The 17,026-nt window shown below is 62.7% G+C and carries 20 protein-coding genes; 3 read left to right on the top strand and 17 right to left on the bottom strand.

Annotated features, from left to right (window positions below):
* Positions 1-4: 4 nt before the first annotated feature.
* Entirely contained in the window at positions 5-871 is an 867-nt protein-coding gene (locus ACTJK6_RS17910) for a LysR family transcriptional regulator (protein ID WP_440839734.1), read from the bottom strand.
* 101 nt (positions 872-972) lie between these two features.
* On the opposite strand from ACTJK6_RS17910, the gene ACTJK6_RS17915 reads away from it, so the two are divergent.
* Positions 973-1,599: a LysE family translocator gene (locus ACTJK6_RS17915; RefSeq protein ID WP_440077896.1), complete on the top strand. Its 627-nt coding sequence runs from the start codon at positions 973-975 to the stop codon at positions 1,597-1,599.
* A 180-nt stretch (positions 1,600-1,779) separates the two neighbouring features.
* Positions 1,780-2,835, top strand: coding sequence for a hypothetical protein (locus ACTJK6_RS17920; protein ID WP_414562708.1), 1,056 nt, complete (start codon positions 1,780-1,782; stop codon positions 2,833-2,835).
* Between the two features lie 82 nt (positions 2,836-2,917).
* On the opposite strand, the gene ACTJK6_RS17925 is transcribed toward ACTJK6_RS17920, so the two are convergent.
* The 5 genes from ACTJK6_RS17925 to ACTJK6_RS17945 all read right to left on the bottom strand — a co-directional run bounded on the left by ACTJK6_RS17925 (position 2,918) and on the right by ACTJK6_RS17945 (position 7,595).
* Positions 2,918-4,159, bottom strand: a complete 1,242-nt coding sequence (locus ACTJK6_RS17925; protein WP_232039066.1) for an MFS transporter — start codon at positions 4,157-4,159, stop codon at positions 2,918-2,920.
* A 745-nt stretch (positions 4,160-4,904) separates the two neighbouring features.
* Entirely contained in the window at positions 4,905-5,942 is a 1,038-nt protein-coding gene (locus tag ACTJK6_RS17930) for an AI-2E family transporter (RefSeq protein ID WP_260803267.1), read from the bottom strand.
* On the bottom strand, positions 5,939-6,610 hold the full coding sequence (locus tag ACTJK6_RS17935) for a DUF1345 domain-containing protein (RefSeq protein WP_260803268.1): 672 nt from the start codon (positions 6,608-6,610) through the stop codon (positions 5,939-5,941). The genes ACTJK6_RS17930 and ACTJK6_RS17935 overlap by 4 nt, the downstream gene beginning before the upstream one ends.
* Positions 6,611-6,697: 87 nt before the next feature.
* Positions 6,698-7,000, bottom strand: coding sequence for a hypothetical protein (locus ACTJK6_RS17940; RefSeq protein WP_316871906.1), 303 nt, complete (start codon positions 6,998-7,000; stop codon positions 6,698-6,700).
* Positions 7,001-7,127: 127 nt separating this feature from the next.
* Entirely contained in the window at positions 7,128-7,595 is a 468-nt protein-coding gene (locus ACTJK6_RS17945) for a hypothetical protein (protein ID WP_440839735.1), read from the bottom strand.
* A 420-nt stretch (positions 7,596-8,015) separates the two neighbouring features.
* Between ACTJK6_RS17945 and ACTJK6_RS17950 the strand changes: the two genes are divergently transcribed.
* Positions 8,016-8,183: a DUF6726 family protein gene (locus tag ACTJK6_RS17950; RefSeq protein ID WP_232039061.1), complete on the top strand. Its 168-nt coding sequence runs from the start codon at positions 8,016-8,018 to the stop codon at positions 8,181-8,183.
* 29 nt (positions 8,184-8,212) lie between these two features.
* Here ACTJK6_RS17950 and ACTJK6_RS17955 read toward each other — a convergent pair whose 3' ends face one another.
* From ACTJK6_RS17955 to ACTJK6_RS18005, 11 genes are all read right to left on the bottom strand, one after another.
* Positions 8,213-8,725, bottom strand: coding sequence for a hypothetical protein (locus tag ACTJK6_RS17955; protein ID WP_316871858.1), 513 nt, complete (start codon positions 8,723-8,725; stop codon positions 8,213-8,215).
* Positions 8,722-9,288, bottom strand: a complete 567-nt coding sequence (locus tag ACTJK6_RS17960; protein ID WP_260803272.1) for a glycoside hydrolase family 19 protein — start codon at positions 9,286-9,288, stop codon at positions 8,722-8,724. The genes ACTJK6_RS17955 and ACTJK6_RS17960 overlap by 4 nt, the downstream gene beginning before the upstream one ends.
* On the bottom strand, positions 9,281-9,691 hold the full coding sequence (locus ACTJK6_RS17965; protein WP_260803273.1) for a hypothetical protein: 411 nt from the start codon (positions 9,689-9,691) through the stop codon (positions 9,281-9,283). The genes ACTJK6_RS17960 and ACTJK6_RS17965 overlap by 8 nt, the downstream gene beginning before the upstream one ends.
* Before the next feature lie 62 nt (positions 9,692-9,753).
* Complete coding sequence (locus ACTJK6_RS17970) at positions 9,754-10,317, bottom strand: DUF4376 domain-containing protein (protein WP_316871859.1); 564 nt, start codon at positions 10,315-10,317, stop codon at positions 9,754-9,756.
* Between the two features lie 12 nt (positions 10,318-10,329).
* Positions 10,330-12,000, bottom strand: a complete 1,671-nt coding sequence (locus ACTJK6_RS17975) for a gp53-like domain-containing protein (protein ID WP_440477073.1) — start codon at positions 11,998-12,000, stop codon at positions 10,330-10,332.
* 70 nt (positions 12,001-12,070) lie between these two features.
* A complete protein-coding gene (locus ACTJK6_RS17980; RefSeq protein WP_316871861.1) occupies positions 12,071-12,739 on the bottom strand; it encodes a hypothetical protein in 669 nt (222 codons plus the stop codon).
* Positions 12,739-13,878: a baseplate J/gp47 family protein gene (locus tag ACTJK6_RS17985; RefSeq protein ID WP_440839736.1), complete on the bottom strand. Its 1,140-nt coding sequence runs from the start codon at positions 13,876-13,878 to the stop codon at positions 12,739-12,741. The genes ACTJK6_RS17980 and ACTJK6_RS17985 overlap by 1 nt, the downstream gene beginning before the upstream one ends.
* Positions 13,875-14,255, bottom strand: coding sequence for a phage tail protein (locus tag ACTJK6_RS17990; protein WP_322018597.1), 381 nt, complete (start codon positions 14,253-14,255; stop codon positions 13,875-13,877). The genes ACTJK6_RS17985 and ACTJK6_RS17990 overlap by 4 nt, the downstream gene beginning before the upstream one ends.
* Positions 14,252-14,920, bottom strand: coding sequence for a phage baseplate assembly protein V (locus ACTJK6_RS17995; RefSeq protein WP_316871864.1), 669 nt, complete (start codon positions 14,918-14,920; stop codon positions 14,252-14,254). Before ACTJK6_RS17995 ends, ACTJK6_RS17990 begins: the two co-directional genes overlap by 4 nt.
* Positions 14,917-16,008, bottom strand: coding sequence for a phage late control D family protein (locus ACTJK6_RS18000; protein WP_440839737.1), 1,092 nt, complete (start codon positions 16,006-16,008; stop codon positions 14,917-14,919). Before ACTJK6_RS18000 ends, ACTJK6_RS17995 begins: the two co-directional genes overlap by 4 nt.
* A 49-nt stretch (positions 16,009-16,057) precedes the next feature.
* Entirely contained in the window at positions 16,058-17,020 is a 963-nt protein-coding gene (locus ACTJK6_RS18005) for a hypothetical protein (protein WP_440477075.1), read from the bottom strand.
* Positions 17,021-17,026: the final 6 nt, after the last annotated feature.

A 17,026-nucleotide genomic window follows, 5' to 3' on the forward strand; every position in this document is an offset into this window, starting at 1 on the left:
TGCGTTAGTCAGCAAGCGTGGCGGCCGTTTCTTCGCGCAACCAGGCCAGCCACGTGCCGGCCGCGCTATCGGCCGCAATAGGCGCATCGGCCAGCAGGTAATAGCGCGAGCCATCACGCCGGAACCCTTCGGGCGCAATCAGCCGCCCATCTTTCAGGTCATCAATGGCCATCAGCTTTGATGCGATGGCGGTGCCCTGCCCCGCCAGGGCCGCCTGCAAGCTCAGATAGAAATGTTCGTAGCGCCCCTCGGGTAACCGGCCACGCGGCCGCGCCGTGCTGCTGGCCCGCCACCACGCCTGCCAAGCATCGGGGCGCGTGGCGGTATGCAGCAGTCGCCGGCGCGCGGCGATATCCGCTTGCGGAGCGTGCACCGGGCCGATCCACTCATCGCAAATGGGCGCTGCATGCACGTGCGCGGGCCATGCAAAGTCATCACGGCGCACTGCCACGTCCACACCGGTGCGTGCGAAATCGATTGGGCCGCCCGCGGCAAACAGATGCACCTGGATGGCCGGATGCCGGGCCTGAAAGCGCGACAGCCGCGGGATCAACCACCGCATCGCCAGCGTCGGTTCGCATGACACCACCAGCGCCGATGACGTTGCCCGGCGCGCAATCCGGTCGATGCTATCCGTGAGAATAGAGAACGCATCGGTAGCAGCGAGCCGCAACTGTTCGCCCGACGGCGTCAAGAAGACTGCCCGGTTGCGCCGCTCGAACAGCTCCACCCCCAAAGATGCTTCCAACTGCCGTATCTGGCGGCTGACCGCACCATGTGTCACGTGCAATTCCTGCGCCGCGCGCACGAAGCTGCCATGTCGGGCGGCGGCTTCAAACACGCGCAAGGTATTGAGTGGAGGCAGCGCCATCTGTCAGTTTTTCTCACTGAAAAACGGCATCATAAATCGATTTTCAGCGATGGCGGAGGCCTCCAGAATCGGCGCATCCTCACTTTGCAATTGCGCTCGACATGACCGAACTCCTTGCTGTTGCCGTCATCACCATCCTGGCCGTCATCAGTCCGGGCGCGGACTTTGCCATGGTCACGCGCAACAGCCTGCTGCATGGGCGGCGCGCAGGCGCGCTCTGCGCACTGGGCATTGCGCTGGGCGTGCAGGTGCACGTGTTCTACACAATGTTTGGCGTCGGGCTGCTGATTGCGCATGCTCCCGCGCTTCTGCACGGCATCAAGCTGGTAGGCGCGGCGTACTTGGTGTGGATTGGCTGGAGGACGCTGTCGGACAAGGCGTTGGCCAGCAGTGAGGCAAGCGCCCACGGCGTCGGCACGCCGACGCTATCGACCCTCGCCGCACTGCGCATGGGCTTTCTTACCAATGCGCTCAATCCCAAAACGACGCTGTTCGTGGTCAGCACGTACACGCAGGTCGTTCACGCGGGCACACCGCTGGTCGCGCAGTTCGGCTACGGCGTGTTCATGTCAGCAGCGCATGCGGCGTGGTTTGCATTGGTGGCAACGGTGTTTGCGTCAGGTACGTTGCGACGTTCGCTGCTGGCACGGCAGCGCATCGTGGACCGTGTGATTGGCGTGATCCTGATCGGGTTGGGATTGGCGCTGGGACTCGCGCGGCTTGCGTGATGTCATGCACGGCGGCCTTCCCATGCCTGTATCCATGCCGTCCGTCCCAGGTCTTCTGCTGCATTAACAGGCGCCAGCCCGTTTGAGACAGTGCCCTCGCGCCCTGCCCGTCGCCACGCGGCGATGAAGGCCACCGCGCAAACCTGACTCGCAGCACAACCTCACACCTGGAGTGCAACCATGCAATGGAATCGCGCCTTCACCGACCTCATCCGCAACGGCCGCGCAGCTTACTGGGGCAACTGGACGCTCGCGCCCACAATCAAACCCGGCGCCGTGGGTTTTGTGTCGCCCGACACCGGCGACTTCACGCCCGTCAAGCCAGAAACGCCGGGCGTGGCCATCAACACGCGCACCGTACCGAATCAATGGAAGCTGTCGACCAACAACGTCCACCGCACCGAGACCAACGTCAAACTCGATGGCTCGGCCACCGATCCTGAGAGCGGCACCAAGATCAACGCCGGCGTCGAAGTGAAATGGGAGTTCTCGTCCGTCGGGTCGATTGCCTCGGAGTTCGGCATTGCCTCGGAGTCGTACATCAACGACCTCACGCAGCTCACGCGGCCCGACACGATCAAGTGGCTGGCCGAGCAGGCGCAGTCCGTGAGCATGGGCTCGGGCGGCAACATTGCGCAGGGCTTCGGTGTGGTGACCAGTGTGATCCTGGCCAACAGCGGGCTGAACGTGGGGTCGCAAGACAACAACTCGTCGTTCTCGATCACGGGCTCGGCGGGTGCCGTGCATGACATGCTCGGCAGCGCGACGGGTAAGGGATCGTTCGTGTCGGTCAACCAGACCAAGAGCGTCGACCAGCACCTGTGGCCGTTCGAGCCGGGCAAGCAGGCGCCGGCGCCCATTCCGGTCGCCTACACGTTTGCGTCGTTCGACGGCAACCTGCTGATCCCGAACTGGATCACGCGCCTGGGCGGCTTCGAGATCTACTTCAACAACAAGCCGGGCTGCACCTACGTCACGCATATCAAGCTGCGCTACAACACGCCGCAGGGCCCGCGCAGCGATGAGTTCTCGCTCAGCGGCGGTATCTCCAAGACGGTCGCGAACATCCCGCTCAACGCCACCGATATCCAGGTCGACGTGAAATTCCAGGGCGTCGTGAACAGCGACAACTATTCGTTCCGCTGGCCCAACCCGCTCGGCCAGTGGCTGACCGGCCGGCGCGAGATCGAGATGACGGGCGTGTGGCCGGGCCCGACCCACGCCGTCGAGAAGTAACGCCCAAAGGCAGAAAGCAAAGCGGCGGATCTTCCGGGAGGGGACGTCCGCCGCGCTGCATCTGTAAGTGGTGTGGGTCGCGTTACGCCGCCTGCTGGCGCTTGCGTTCGATATCCGGCAGGAACACCGTCAACAAGCCGATAAGCGGCAGGAACGAACAGAGGTGGTAGACGTTGTAGATGTCGGTCGCATCGGCCAGCTTGCCGAGCACCGCGGCGCCAATGCCACCCAGGCCGAACGCAAACCCGAAGAACAGGCCCGACACCATCCCGACCTTGCCGGGAATCAGCTCCTGCGCATATACGAGGATGGCCGAGAACGCCGAGGCCAGCACCAGCCCGATGATCACCGTCAGCACGGCGGTCCAGAACAGGTTGGCGTACGGCAGCAGCAGCGTAAAGGGCGCCACGCCAAGGATCGACACCCAGATCACGACCTTGCGGCCCACCCGATCACCAATCGGCCCGCCCACGATCGTGCCCACCGCCACCGAGAACAGGAAGAGGAACAGGAACAGCTGCGACGTCTGCGCCGACAAGTGGAACTTGGTGATCAGGAAAAACGTGTAATAGCTGTTCAGGCTCGCCAGGTAGAAGTACTTGGAGAACAGCAGCACAACCAGCAGCGTCATCGCAAACGCCACCTGCTTGCCCGACAGCTTGACCGCGGCATGCGCTCGGCCACCCGCCTTGCGACCATGGCCCGCGGCACGTTCACGCTTGTACCAGCCGCCTACGTGGTAAAGCACGAAGATAGCGATCAGCGCAGCAATCGAAAACCATGCCAGGCTGTGCTGCCCATACGGCATGATGATGATTGCCGCGAGCAGCGGCCCCATCGCGCTGCCCACATTGCCGCCCACCTGGAACAGCGATTGCGCCAGCCCATGACGGCCACCCGAGGCCATACGCGCCACGCGCGACGATTCCGGATGGAAGATCGACGAGCCGGTGCCCACCAGCGCCGCCGCCAGCAGCACCGTGCCAAAGTTGGGCGCCACCGACAGCAGCACCAGCCCCACCAGCGTAAAGCCCATGCCCACCGACAGCGAATACGGCTTCGGATGCTTGTCGGTATACAGCCCGACCATCGGCTGCAGCAGCGACGCCGTGATCTGGTACGTGAGCGTGATCAGCCCGATCTGCGAAAAATCGAGGTGGAAGTTGCCCTTGAGCAGCGGATAGATCGCCAGGATCAACGACTGCATCATGTCGTTGAGGAAGTGCGCGAAGCTGATGGCGCCGATCACGCCAAAGCCGGTCTTGTCGGCCTGCGCGGCGGGGGCTGCCGATGCAGCGGCCGTGCCGTTTGCGGTGGTTTGCATGATGGTTTGAGGTCACGAGGATGAGGCAAGGAAGCGCTCAATCTTGCGCCTAAACGGTGCAGGCGTGTTACCGCAAATTCGACAACGATTAACGCAAACCGGACAAATTACTGTCGGGGCAGAAGCGTCAGCCCGCGCGGCGCCATTTCCACCAAAACACCGCCCCTCTTCCCGCAAACCCTTGCCCAGCTTGCCCTGGCAGGTAGCTAACGTGTTAGCCGTTTTCTCGCCCGGGGCTACTCCGTTCGGAGCATGGCCGCTCAGGAGACGCTTTCTATACTCGCCAGCATGGACTGCAGAACGACGCCAGAAGCAAGCGCAAGGCGCCAGTGCCGACAGCCTGACGGAACCCGCTGCGCAAGCAATTTCACACGCACAACGATCCGCAAACCGAACCGATGACCAGCATCGAGATGCCGCACATCGGCCAACATGGGAGGGGAGCCATGATGATCCTGCTAACGGGAACGCTATGCCGCGCGATGGGAGACCTTTTCTATCAGGCCCTGCTCGACGACCGGGTCGTCTGCTGCTTCGTCACGTCCGAAGCCGTGGATGTCACCGGCAACGCCACGCGCCCGCCGCCCGCTTCGTTCCCGTGTACCGACCCTCGGCTCGCTGACGTCTCTCGGTCAGCGAGTTATTGCGCGCCCCTCGTCCCGTAGGGCGCGCTCTTTTCTGCCGATGCCGTCAGCGCGGGGGCGCTGGCGGGTCACCCCGCACCTCAACCCAAGCGATAGATGTTTCAGCCGATCAGCTCGGCGTCCGTCAGCTCGCGCTTCATATAGGCGTACACCACGGGCGCGGCAATCACGCCACCCAAACCAAACAACGCCTCCATCACGATCAGCGCGAGGATCAGCTCCCACGCGCGCGCATCGATGCGGCTGCCGATGATGCGCGCGTTCACGAAGTATTCCAGCTTGTGCACCACCACCAGAAAGATGAGCGATGCCACCGCCAGCTCCAACGATGCGGTCACGCTCATCACCACGATGGCCGTGTTGGAGATGAGATTGCCCGCCACCGGAATCAGCCCTGCCACAAAGGTCAGCAGGATCAGCGATTTGGAATACGGCACGTGCTGGCCGAACAGCGGCAGCGCACCCAGCAGGTAGATGGCGGCGAGCGCCGTGTTGAGCGCCGAGATTTTCACCTGGGCAAACACCACGGCTTCGAACGCATCGGTCAACCGGCTCAGCCGGTTCACCAGTGCTGCGGCCAGCGGCTTGTGGTGCTCGGGGTCAAGCGTATCCGACCACGCCACCATCGCCCCCAGGATCAGCCCGACCAGCATCAATGCGCTGGCACGCAACCCGTCGATACCGAGAGTCGACACCTGGTGGCCATGCTCCTTGATCATCTGCACAAGCTGCACACGCAGCTCGGTCACCGATTGCGGAACGTAATTGACCACCGCCGCCGGCAACGATTCCCGAACGTTGTCGAGCACGTCGGCAATGTGCGTGAGCATCCCTTCCAACCCATGCCCATGCTCGACCAGGCGGCCGATCCCGGTGCCGAGGCCAGCCAGAATAAGGGCGGCAATGACGGACACGCAGATCACGGCAATCGACTTCGCGCGCTGGGACAGCCTGCTGCGCTCGCGCAAGCGCGCCTCCAGCTTGCGCGCCAATGCATAGACAAGAAAGCCGGCAATGGCGGCCGGCAAGAGGTGCAGCCACAGCACGGCAGCAATCATCGCCGCAACCAGCACGTAGCTGACAGCGTTGATGGAGCGAGCGGGTGCGCTGGAGGGAAGCTCGGGAGGCAGCATCGTCATGAAAACAGGCCGGCAGCAATGTTGATGGAGAGCGCGAGGATGCTCGTATTGAAGAAGAACGACAGCAGCGATTGCCCCAGCACCGCCCGCCGCATCGCACGCGAACGAATGCTGATATCGGCCGTCTGGCTGGCGACCGCGATCGTAAAGGAGAAGTAGAGGAAATCCCAGTAATCGGGCTCGATCTGGTCGTCGGGAAACCGCAATGGCGGCTCGTGGGACGCACGGTAATACAGATGCGCGTAGTGCACCGTGAACATCATCGGCACCATGAGCCACGCGCCCAGCACCGTGATACCGGTGAACAGGTAGTGCGACGACTGCGCATGCCCCGCCGACTTGGCCGTCGCGAGTTCAAACGCAATGGCCACCATGCTGGCCACCACCCCCAAGCAGACCACTGCCAGCACGGCCGAGGCGCGCTCGTCTTCGCGGCGGGCGACGGCGCGGATGCGGCGTGGATCTGCGCCCAGCATCATCAACGTGATCAGGATGAGGTACGCCCACACGGCGATGTCCCAGCCGAGCAGCAGACGCGCAAGCCACCCATGCGCTGGCACAACAGCGACCGCTACAGCGCCCAACGCAAACGCCGACAGCAGCCGCGGCCGTGTCGCTGCAAAGCGGGAAACCTGGGAGATCTCGGAGGACTTGTCTTGCGGGTTCACGTGCGCCTCAGGTGCGTGATGGGGGTGTTCACACAAGGCCGGCAACGCCAGCCGATGAGGCGACATGGTAGCCGCTTCAGCGCAGCATCAGGACAGAGAGAGCATTGAAGCAAACGAGCGCTTGCAGCGCTCCTGCAGGCGCTCGTGCGTTGAGAGCTGCTCTGCGATGACGGTGGCTTCCGGATACACGCGGCACATGCCGATCATGGCGGTCTCAAGCGACCCCTGCGAGCCGGCCTGGAACTGGAATTGCTCCAGCACCGTGTCATCGGCATCACGCACGGTGATCTGGAATGGGCCCGGCGTGACGGTCGCACAGCCAGCCAGCATGGCAGCCGCGGCCAGCGTAGGGCACAGGAGGGAGCGGGTCGGACGACGGAAACGAATCATCATGGCTTCCTGGTTGCGATGAGAGTAAGACGCCGCAATGGCAACTCGGTTCGCAATCATCGCGCTTCCCGGTGACGCAAACAAAAACGCCCGCTGTGTGCGGGCGCTTTTGCGGGACGAACCAGGCTCAGGCCACGGCGCCTTCGGTGTACGGGTCGAACTTGCTACCGGCCTTGGCACCTTCGGTGTAGGTATCGAACTTGCCGGCACGAGCCAGTGCACCTTCGGTGTACGGGTCGAACTTGCTGCCAGCCTTGGCACCTTCGGTGTACGTATCAAACTTGCCGGCACGAGCCAGTGCACCTTCGGTGTACGGGTCGAACTTGCTGCCAGCCTTGGCACCTTCGGTGTACGTATCAAACTTGCCGGCACGAGCCAGTGCACCTTCGGTGTACGGATCAAACTTGCTGCCGGACTTGGCGCCTTGCGTGTACGGATCGAACTTGTCGCCAGCCTTGGCGCCATCCAAATACACGTCGAAACGTTGGCTGACTTGCGTGGCACCTTGCGTGTACACGTCAAACTTGGCTGCTGCCAGGGCCGGCACACTTGCCAGGGCGATCAGGGCAGCAATCAGGGTACGTTGGGCTTTCATGATGTCTTCTCCAGATGGGCGCAGCGCGTCGGGCAGGTGATCCGGGCATTTCCTGGATCTTCTTTTTCGCTGCGGCGCCGCATTCGATGGAGTCATCGTAGGCGAGCCTGTTCAGACAATAAATGTCGCGACAGACAATTTATTGTTGCGATATGTGAAATTACGGGAAAACCCGCATCAACAGTGGTTTTGCGGCCTGTACCAAAGGCCGGCGGGCTAATTTGCGCAAATACAGAATGTGACTTTTTCGTCAAAAGCCAGCGTTGTGCGACTCTCGAACGGGTTTTATTGTTGCGCTCTGACGCATCGCATCATGGTTTCGAGACCCGCACAGATTGTCATTTCCCGATACAAACGCGCACAGGTTGGCGAATGACTCTGTGTCACACTGCGCGGCATTCTCTTTCAAACCCACCGACGATGAAACGCCTTCTGCTCGCAGTGTCCCTGCTTGGTGCTGCACTCCTTTCGGGCTGCGGCGTGGTGGCCGCGCCATGCCGCGTGGCATCGGCGGGCCTGAAGATGGTGCCGTTGGTGGGGCATGTGGCGGCCGCGCCCACCGACGCCTGCGCCGACATCATCGATTGAGCATCATTGGCTGCAGCCCGCCCAAACATCTATTGAGGTTTCGCAGCCTCCCTCTGCTGAATCACCCAATCCTGCAAGTCCTTCAGTTGCTGGGCGTTTCTGTGGAAAGCTTCGGCCTCGCGCTCATGCTGGGCTTCAACGTCAGAGAGGACAACGCCACTGGCGGCTTCATCAAGGAGGCCGGCGGCGGAGGGAAGCTCGGCGCGATTGGCGGAGTTCCACATGCCGACAAAGCGGCTAGGGATACGGCAAGCAGCATCGTCGTGCACAACGATTTCATGGGGTACCTCACGGTCTCGGTAAAGGATGCGGTCTCGGAAGACGGTCTGGATGCGCGTCTGGGCCTGGGCTGCTTGATCGGCCACGTGCGCGCTGACATTTGCCTGGCGCGTTTCGGTTTGTGCGACTGCCACCTTGGCTTGCAGCGCGTGCGATCGCTCGACCTGAAGCCGATGCAGATCGCCGGCGCCGTAGCCAAGGCCGAACGCGAACACCAGCGCCAGGATGGTGCACGCCCAGAAGCGTGGGTCGAGCAGGCTCATGACGCGGCGCCTCCAGTCAGCACAGCGCGAGCGCGCGACCACAGCGCGCGCCGATCATCGAGGCCATTCGTGCCGCCATTGATGCGGCGCGTCAGCTGCACAAATGCGGCGTCGGTGTCCTGATCTGCAAAGCGGTTGAGCCCATTGCTCAGCCAGAACCACGCGGCCGATGCAGCGGCGTTTGCGGGCGTCTCTAGCAGCTCGGGCTGCGTTTCCAGATCGAGGCCCAATGCGATGCCGCAGGCACGGTAGTTGACGCGACCGGTGATCTGGATAAGGCCACGGCCAAGAAAGCGCTTGCCGTCGCCGGGTTGCGTATTGCCGAGGTCGGCGCGCCCCTCATAGCCGCGCTGCGCCAGCGTCGGCCCCCACAGCTCGCGCACGTAGCGCAGTTGCCCGGATTCGTGCCCAACCTGCGCGAGAAACGCGGCAATGCGGGCGGGCGTGTTGATCTGCCGGAAGAGCAAAACGTCGGCGAGGATGGGAGCGAACACATCGGCGCGTCCGCCGGCGTTGGGCATGACGGCGCGCAGTTGCGCCGCGGTGATAAGCGGTTCAGCCATGGTTTGCCTTGTGCAGGGATTCGCGCACGTCGTCGACGACCTCGGCGAGGTCGGCATCGCGCCGCTTGTTAATGAAATTGAAGACCCAGCGCACGAACGCCCAGCCGGGCAGGCCGCAGACGAAATAGATGCCGCCGAGTGCCATGGCGCCGTTGCTCGAGCCGATCCAATGCGCCACCCCGAAGTACTGGATAACGGTGGCGCCACCGCCCAGGCTGGCGATGACGGTGGAGATGAGCGCAACGGCCCACTCCCCGCGCGCGCGCGGCAACGTCATGACCATGACGACAATGGTGGCGAGCACAGTCGCAGCGCCGGCCACGGCTGCGAACCCGCCAAGCGCCTTGAAGGCCGCCGCACCCGCAACCCCCGCTGCGGCGGTGCTGGTAATGGGTTCTGACATGGTGTCTCCCGGAAATGAAAACGCCCGCGCAAAGGCGGGCTCAGTTGCTGAGATGGAGGTACTTACCAGTCGATGGCCTGCACCTCTGCAATGCTCGTTGCTGCGTTGATCCTTGCGATCAGGTCGGCGTACTTCTGCTGCGCAGCGACGCGGTGGGCCAGCCAGTCGACGTTGACTTGCTGGACTTGTGCGGCGGTGTGCGCGGTGAAGGACCAGGCATCGTTGCTGGCACACCAGATGGGCGTCGTCCAGTTTGACGGAGCGACAATCGCAGCGCTGACGGCGCTTTGGAGGTTGCGTTGGTCGTCGTCTTGGGATGGGTAGGTGTGGGTTGTGCCGAGGGCGGATGAGGGGAAGCCGGCGGTGAGGGCCGAGGCGCAGGCGATGCTGGCTTTGGTGGTTTGCAACGCTTTCGCTTGTGCCAGAAGTTCCTCATTCGTCGGCGGCAATGGTGCGGCCAATGCACCGTTCACCACTGTGTAGCCGGGCTGGTTGATACAGGCAAGCCATTCGTCCTGCGTAATCTCAATTACGTTGGTCACGCCCGGGGGAACGGGACTATCGATGCTGTCGTAGTAGGCGGTGATGTGGCCTTGGGAGTCGTATGCTGCGAATTTTTGGGTCATGAAAACTCCAGATTAATAGCCCAAAGCGATAATGGAAGCGCCCGTCGAGTTCGCGATCGTCGAATAGCAATAGATTTGAATGTTGGACCGGCTGGAACCGCTCGAGCGCCATTGAACGGGGGCATCGTTGTTGTTGCCATTCTCAATACTGCTAACGGAGGCAAACAACAACGTACTGGGGAATGCGATTGGCGGCGTGTAGTTGATAACCTGCGTGGTACCACTAGCCGGGAAGCTGGTGACTCCCCACTGAATAATCAATCCGCTTGGCAGCTTCTGATAGCCCGCCCCTCCAAGCGATGACCCGAACTGGGAGGAAAACTGCGCCTGCCCGGAGCCTGTAATCGGCAACCAGCAGACAGTCGAAGCAAGCAAGGTTATCGAATCGTTACCAGCCAGGGGAAAAGCCGAGATATTGCCGCCTTGCCCAAAAATGGTGTCCGCACCTTGACGCTGAATGACGGTTCCTGAAGCACCACCAGGGTGAAAAGTGATGGTTGAGCCAACGGAAACAGACGACAGCAGAGGCAATGTCAATGTGATCCCGTTACCCACCACCGTGACCACTTTTCCGCAGACAGATACAGGCAATGTGGTGTTCACGCTGAAGCCGACGTAGTCCCCAAGCTGTAGCCCTGCGCTCTTCACAAACGCCGTCGTAGCCAACTTCCCACTGCTATCAAACTGCGCCGGCGTCGCCCCCGTCGTCAACGTCTGGCCGGCGCTGACCCACCCATTCACGCCGTTCGACACAAACTGCACAGCCTCGCCGGGATTGAGCGTGAGGCTGTTTGCGCTGCTGCCTTGGCCGAACGACAGCGTGTCGGTGCCATTGCGCGTGACGGCGGTGGACCCGCTCGCCTGCATGTACGTCACGCAGATACTGGTGCCATTCGGGCAGTTGGCTGCGGGCGGCAGCGTGACGGTCTGGCCGGTGGCCGTAACGTTCACCAGTGCGCCGAGCGCCGCCGTGCTGAGCGTGCTCGATACGGCGACGTTTTGAATGCTGGAATATCGCTCACCAATGGCCGCAAGGAAGCCGCCCGTCGGTGCCGTTGGCGCGCTCGGATACGGGACGATGCTGGCGCTGGTGATCGTGCTCTGGCCGTTGGCAACCGTGATGACGGCCAAGCCCACGTAGCCGGCGGTGACTGCAGGCGTCGTCTGCGTGCCGGTGGCCGCGGCGGTGCCGGCCACGAGCTGCAACGACACCTGCCCCGCCCGCGTGGTCGGTTGCGCATTGCCGCTGCCGCCCGGCCCGTTGAACGCCTGCGACGGATTCGCGCTGTTGTAGTACGGCAGCACGACGTTGTTGACGTCGGTCTCAAGGTAAGCCGCCTGGATCAGGTAGTTCTGGCTGTAGCCCGATGTGGCGGGCGTTGTGAGGACGAAGGACTGCGCGTCCATCAGGATGCCCTGCTTCAGGACGCTGTGCGCAGTATCTTGCGGCAGCGCGCTGTACGGCGTGCCGTCCACATTGGCGAGCTGGTAGATCTGCCCCGGGTTGATGGTCACGCTCATCGATGCGGGCGTGGTGGGCGCGCAGCCCAGGCCAGAGATGACGGTGGACGTGCCAAACAGATCGGCGCAGAGCTTTGCCAGCGCGTTCATGGTCTGCCTGTTCGTGTTCAGCAGGTCTGTGGTTTGCGGCACCTGGCCGCTGTAGACAATCTGACGATCCAAGACTGTTCTCCAAAAGAAAAACCCGGCGTAGTGCCGGGCTGTCGGTGGTTAGGAAAGCGTGTGTGCGCACCTAGGAGCTGATGCGCGTCCAGATGATCGAAGCCGCGGGCCGTACCGATTCGATGGCGGCATAGATGTCAGCGTCTGATACGTTGTTGCTGCTCATCGACGCGTCAACGTATTCGCCTTGCGACGGCGCGCTGTAGCCGGTGGTGACGATGCTGTAGCCGGCCACGTTCGGGATGCCGCTGCCGAGCGGCCGATACGCCTGCACAAATGCCTGATACGTCAATGAGACCTGCCCATACGCACCCGCCATGCCGTAGCCGCTGTTGGGCGCATCGTAGGCACCGCAGTCTGCGGGGCGACTGGGCTCGATGATCGTAGGCGCGCGTCCGGTCAGGTCGGTCAGTACGCGGATGATCGCGTTGCGCGTGCCCCGCTCACGAAACAGGTTGGCGACGATGTTGGCGCGAAACGATGCGTCGGACTGGCCGGTCCTGCGCCTGATCGACAGGCCGAAAAAATCCGCCGCAATCATGTCGAGCCAGCCATCGGACGCGGTCAGGATGCGCGTCTGCTGTTTCGCATAGGCATACAGGCTGTAGATGTATGCGCCGCTGTACGCGAGGCCCTGAAGCACCCCGTTGATGATGGGCGACTGCGCCACATCGCCAAACCAGCGCGGCAGGTAACCGCGGATGCGCGCGATGATGTCCTGTTGGTCACCGGTTGCCATTACGTCACCGTGATCGAGTTGGCGGTGGTCTTGATGACCTGCAAGCTCGTGGCAGGCAAGTCTGCAGTGCTGCCGTTGAGCAGTGCGCTGGTAACGTTGGTCACCGCGGGCGACGCGTCATACGCCACCTGGGCCAGCCGCGAGTACGCCAACGCCATACCCAGCGGCAGGCTGTTGATGTAGTTCAGCAACGCCGCCTGCACCTGCGCCGTGATCGTCTGATGCGTGTAGCCCGCGGCGGTGGTAATGCTCATGGAGACCGTCGCGTTCACGACGACCGGCCCATACACGTAGAACGTACTGGTCACTGGTCGCACGGCATCCACGGCGTTGCTCACGCTGGCGAGCAATGTAGACGTGGGCGTCCCCGAGCCGTCATCCACGATCACGATGAAAGTGCCGTTCTGCGGCAACCCGGCGTAGGTCTGGTTCTCCAGGATCACGTACGTCAACCCTTGCTTGACGCTGGCGATGGCCGAGCCGATGGCCGTCTTCGTGGCTTTTGACAGGCTCGCCACGTAAGCAATGAAGCGTGAACGGAACGCCGTGTCAGGCTCAGCATCCGCGCCATTCACGAACGTCACTGCATTGCTGACGGTGTCCACCCCGGAGATAGCGCCGACGATCGTCGACACCGCTCCCGCCACCGCATTGCCCGCCGCACCGGGCGTCACAGCTTGCACCGGCACGTTCACACTCGCCGTACCGGCAGCAATCACGTAGCCGCCCAGCGTGGCGCTGTAGGCAGGGTTGGTCGTATCGCCCACCACGTTGAACTGCTGCGTGCCATCGCCCGTCTGTACCACGGCGGTCAGCGGTACCAGCACTTGCTGCGTGACAGTGAAGCGCGAGAACGTGACAGTGCCCGTGGCCGGCACCGCCGCCAGGCGTGTCAAACCGAAATCGGCCATCCACGTATCGAGATCGGCGCCGCTTGAGGTTGCCGCCCGGGTGATTGCCAGCACCTGCAGGATCAACCCTTGCAGCCACACTGTGACCGCCGCGTTGGCTTCAACGACGGCGCGCAGCACCGATCCGACGGTCAGGTCGACCAGCACCTTGGCATAGCCCTGGATGGCCGCCACCTGGTTGCGCACGAGCGTCACCCAGTCTTGCGTCTGAATGGACATATCGATCATTTGCTCACATTGAATTGAAGGGACACCGGCTCACGCGTGACTGCACTGCTGTACAAGATGCGCACGCTCACGCCGCCTGTGATGGCGGCCACGTCCACCTGCGGCTCAGGGTCTTGCGCGACCCCGGCTTCCTGCAGGATTTGCGAACGGATCAAGCCGCGCAGCGCGGGCACGTCAAGCGTCTCGCCGATCTTCTGCGGCAGGCCTGCGCCATAGTCGGTGTGGAAGATGTAGTCGCCGGGGTTGGTGACGAGGCGCCGCACGATGCGTTGCTGCGTTCGCAGGTCCGCACTGGCAAGGCCCAGATCGCCGGTGGGCGACACGGTGATGTCGCCACCCACCCAGTGGTTCACATCGTTCAAAAGTTGCTGCGTCATGCCACGCTCCCTGTATTGCCGGACCCGGGCTGCACACCTGTATGGCGGTGCGTATCGTCGATCCGGCGGCCATTTGCCGAGACCTGGCCGCTGAACTGCGTATTGCCGCTGATGCTCATCGAGTTGCCCGTACCGTTGTTGCCCGACACGGCCATGCCCGCCTGGCCCGTGATGGTTTGCATGACCACCAGCGTGCCGTCGATCTGCACAGGCCCCGTGTGGTTCCACTGCGGCGCCTGGCTGGTGAGCGTGCCCGCGCTGACGAGCGTGACCGTGCCGTCGTTGTGGAACTGCAGCTTGGAGCCCGATGCATGTGTCAGGAAAAACTCGCCCGACTGCGCACCTGTGGGCCGTGCCTGATCACTGAACAGGCGCGCGCAGATGACGCCGTTCTCGATGTCGCCGCCCACGAACTGCACCTCTACCTGATCGCCCGGGCTGACCGGCGCATCGATGCCCCAGCCATTGCCGACCCAGGCAGTGGCAACGGGCATCCAACCGGTCAGCGAGCGCGCTGGGTCGGCGGGGTCTTCAGGTTGGAGACGTACGCGCGCAGAGGCCGTCCCCGGGTCGTAGCTAGTAACGATGCCCATGCGGTTCTCCGCGCGATTGGACTGCGCCATCATTGCGGCGAGCACCATCTGGTTGCGAAGCTGTTGGATCATTGGCTCGTGTCCTTGTTGATGTTCTTGGCCGACACCTCCATCACGTAGCCTTCGCTCAAGCTCATGCTGCGGGTGATGCTGTCGATGAGGTAGTCCTGATCGAAGTTCGTCCCGGTGCCGGTCAGGCTGACGATGTCGGTTGGTGTGAGGAAGTGGTCGGCGGGCAAGCGCGCACGCAGCTTCATTTCGTGCTGCGCGACCTCGTCGAACTTCTGCTTGGCCAAACGCTTGACGCCGGCCTGGTCGAGTCCGTTACGCTCGACGGTGTGCGTCGGCTTCTGGCCATTGCCACCACCGGGCGCATTGCTGTAGCGGGCCGTGAACTTCTTGCCTTGCTTTGGGTTCCACGAACGCGCCTCCACCGTCACGCCCTTGGCTACCGTCAGGTCGCGCGACAGTTGCAGACTCGAGACGTTGGCGGCCGGGTTGCCGTTTTCGTCACGCGCCCATCGCAACTCGTAGGGCAACGCAGGCCCTTGCAAGCGCGGCGCGAAGTAGAGCGTCTTGCCACTCACGTACCAGAGGAAGTCCTCTTCGCGCGCCAACGCGGCAAGCAGGTCCCATTCGGTACGTTGCGCGGTCAGGCTGACGTTGTCGTGCGCGTAGGTCTTGCCGATCAGCCGCTTCGTCTCCGGCCCGACGGTTTGCAGGCCGTGTGCCGCAGCCAGCTTTGCAACGACCTGCGATGCCGTCATGTTCTGAAACTGCAGCGTCACCTGCGCATCGATGAACAACGCAGTCAGGTCTCGGCCACTGAGCGTGAGTTGCGCGGAAACCGGGTCCAGCTCGACGCTATCCACACGTCCGTAGATGAGGCTTTGGAGCGTGGTCTCGTCGTACTGCAGCGGATTCGGCGGAAAGCCGGCAAAGATTTCAACGTCCAGCGCAAGCTGGTTGGAAAACCAGTTCGCATCGCGATCGGGAGGCAGAGCACTCGCCGCCAGCGTGATCTGGAATGTGTCCGCTTGCTCATACGAGTTGCTCAGGACCGACCAGCTCACACACGCGGGCACACGTTCGCCGCCCACCTTCACGACCGTGCGTGGCTGCCGCACATCGGGTATCACGGGTAGCTTGTTCAGGCTCATAAGAAAAAGCCCCGCGTGGCGGGGCTGTCCGGTTGATGAGAGCGGTGCGCTATGGATTCGGCAAACCACCGGCCGTGTCTTTGTGGAGCGGCACCATCAGTGTCTTGACGCCTTCCACCAGGGGGTCCCACAACAACTCGGGGTTGGCCTTGGCGAGGCTGGTCCATGCCATCGCGTCGTCGTACTCCTTGGCGGCCAGCTTCATCAGATCACCACCGGCTGTCACCACATGCTTGGCGCTCTTGTAGACCGACGCGATATTCGTCTGCATGCGGCCCGCAACGCGATCCAGTTGCACCAGCACGGGCAATCTCAGCGCCGAGTTGATCTGCCCGTTGAGCTTCGCCACCTGCTGCGCCACCGGATTGTTCGGCAGGATGCCGCCCAGCGTTGCCACCTTCATCAGTTCGCTGTTGGCTGACGCCACCAATGCCTGCGCACGATCCCGCACGGCCGTCACCTTCTGCAGCACGTTGCTGAGCGTGGACTGCGCGGCGTTGGCAAAGCTCGCCACGGTGTCGATGGCCGAGTTGGCCGAGTCGATCAGACCAGACAGCGTGCCATCACCAATCGCGCTGCCCATATCCGTCACTGCAGCGGCATCGCTTTTGATCTGGCGATCAATGCTCTGGCCCGCATCACTGCCTGCAAATTTCGACAGATCGCTCGCCACTTCGCACACGATCTTGTATGGGATCTTGTAAGCGCGCTGAAAATCTGCACGAAAGTCGCGAATGACGACGGCGTAGTAGATCTCGGACCACTGCAACAACAGCGAGGCGCCACGTTCGCGCAGATCGTCCAACTGCCGCGCGCGCGCCAACGCATCCTTGCCGAGCAGCCAGCCGGACCATTCGACCGGTCCGCAGAACGCCCCCATCGAATCGATCACGCGCGTGCCGCCCACCAAGTCGTGCATGGCGAGTTTCTGCGTCCCGCCAAACGGGATGCTTTCAGGGACTTCCAGATCCTTGAACTGGAAGTTTCCGAGTTTGAGAGCGAAGTCGGGCATGGTCAA

Source organism: Ralstonia sp. 22086 (assembly GCF_052045975.1).
GTDB lineage: Bacteria > Pseudomonadota > Gammaproteobacteria > Burkholderiales > Burkholderiaceae > Ralstonia > Ralstonia wenshanensis.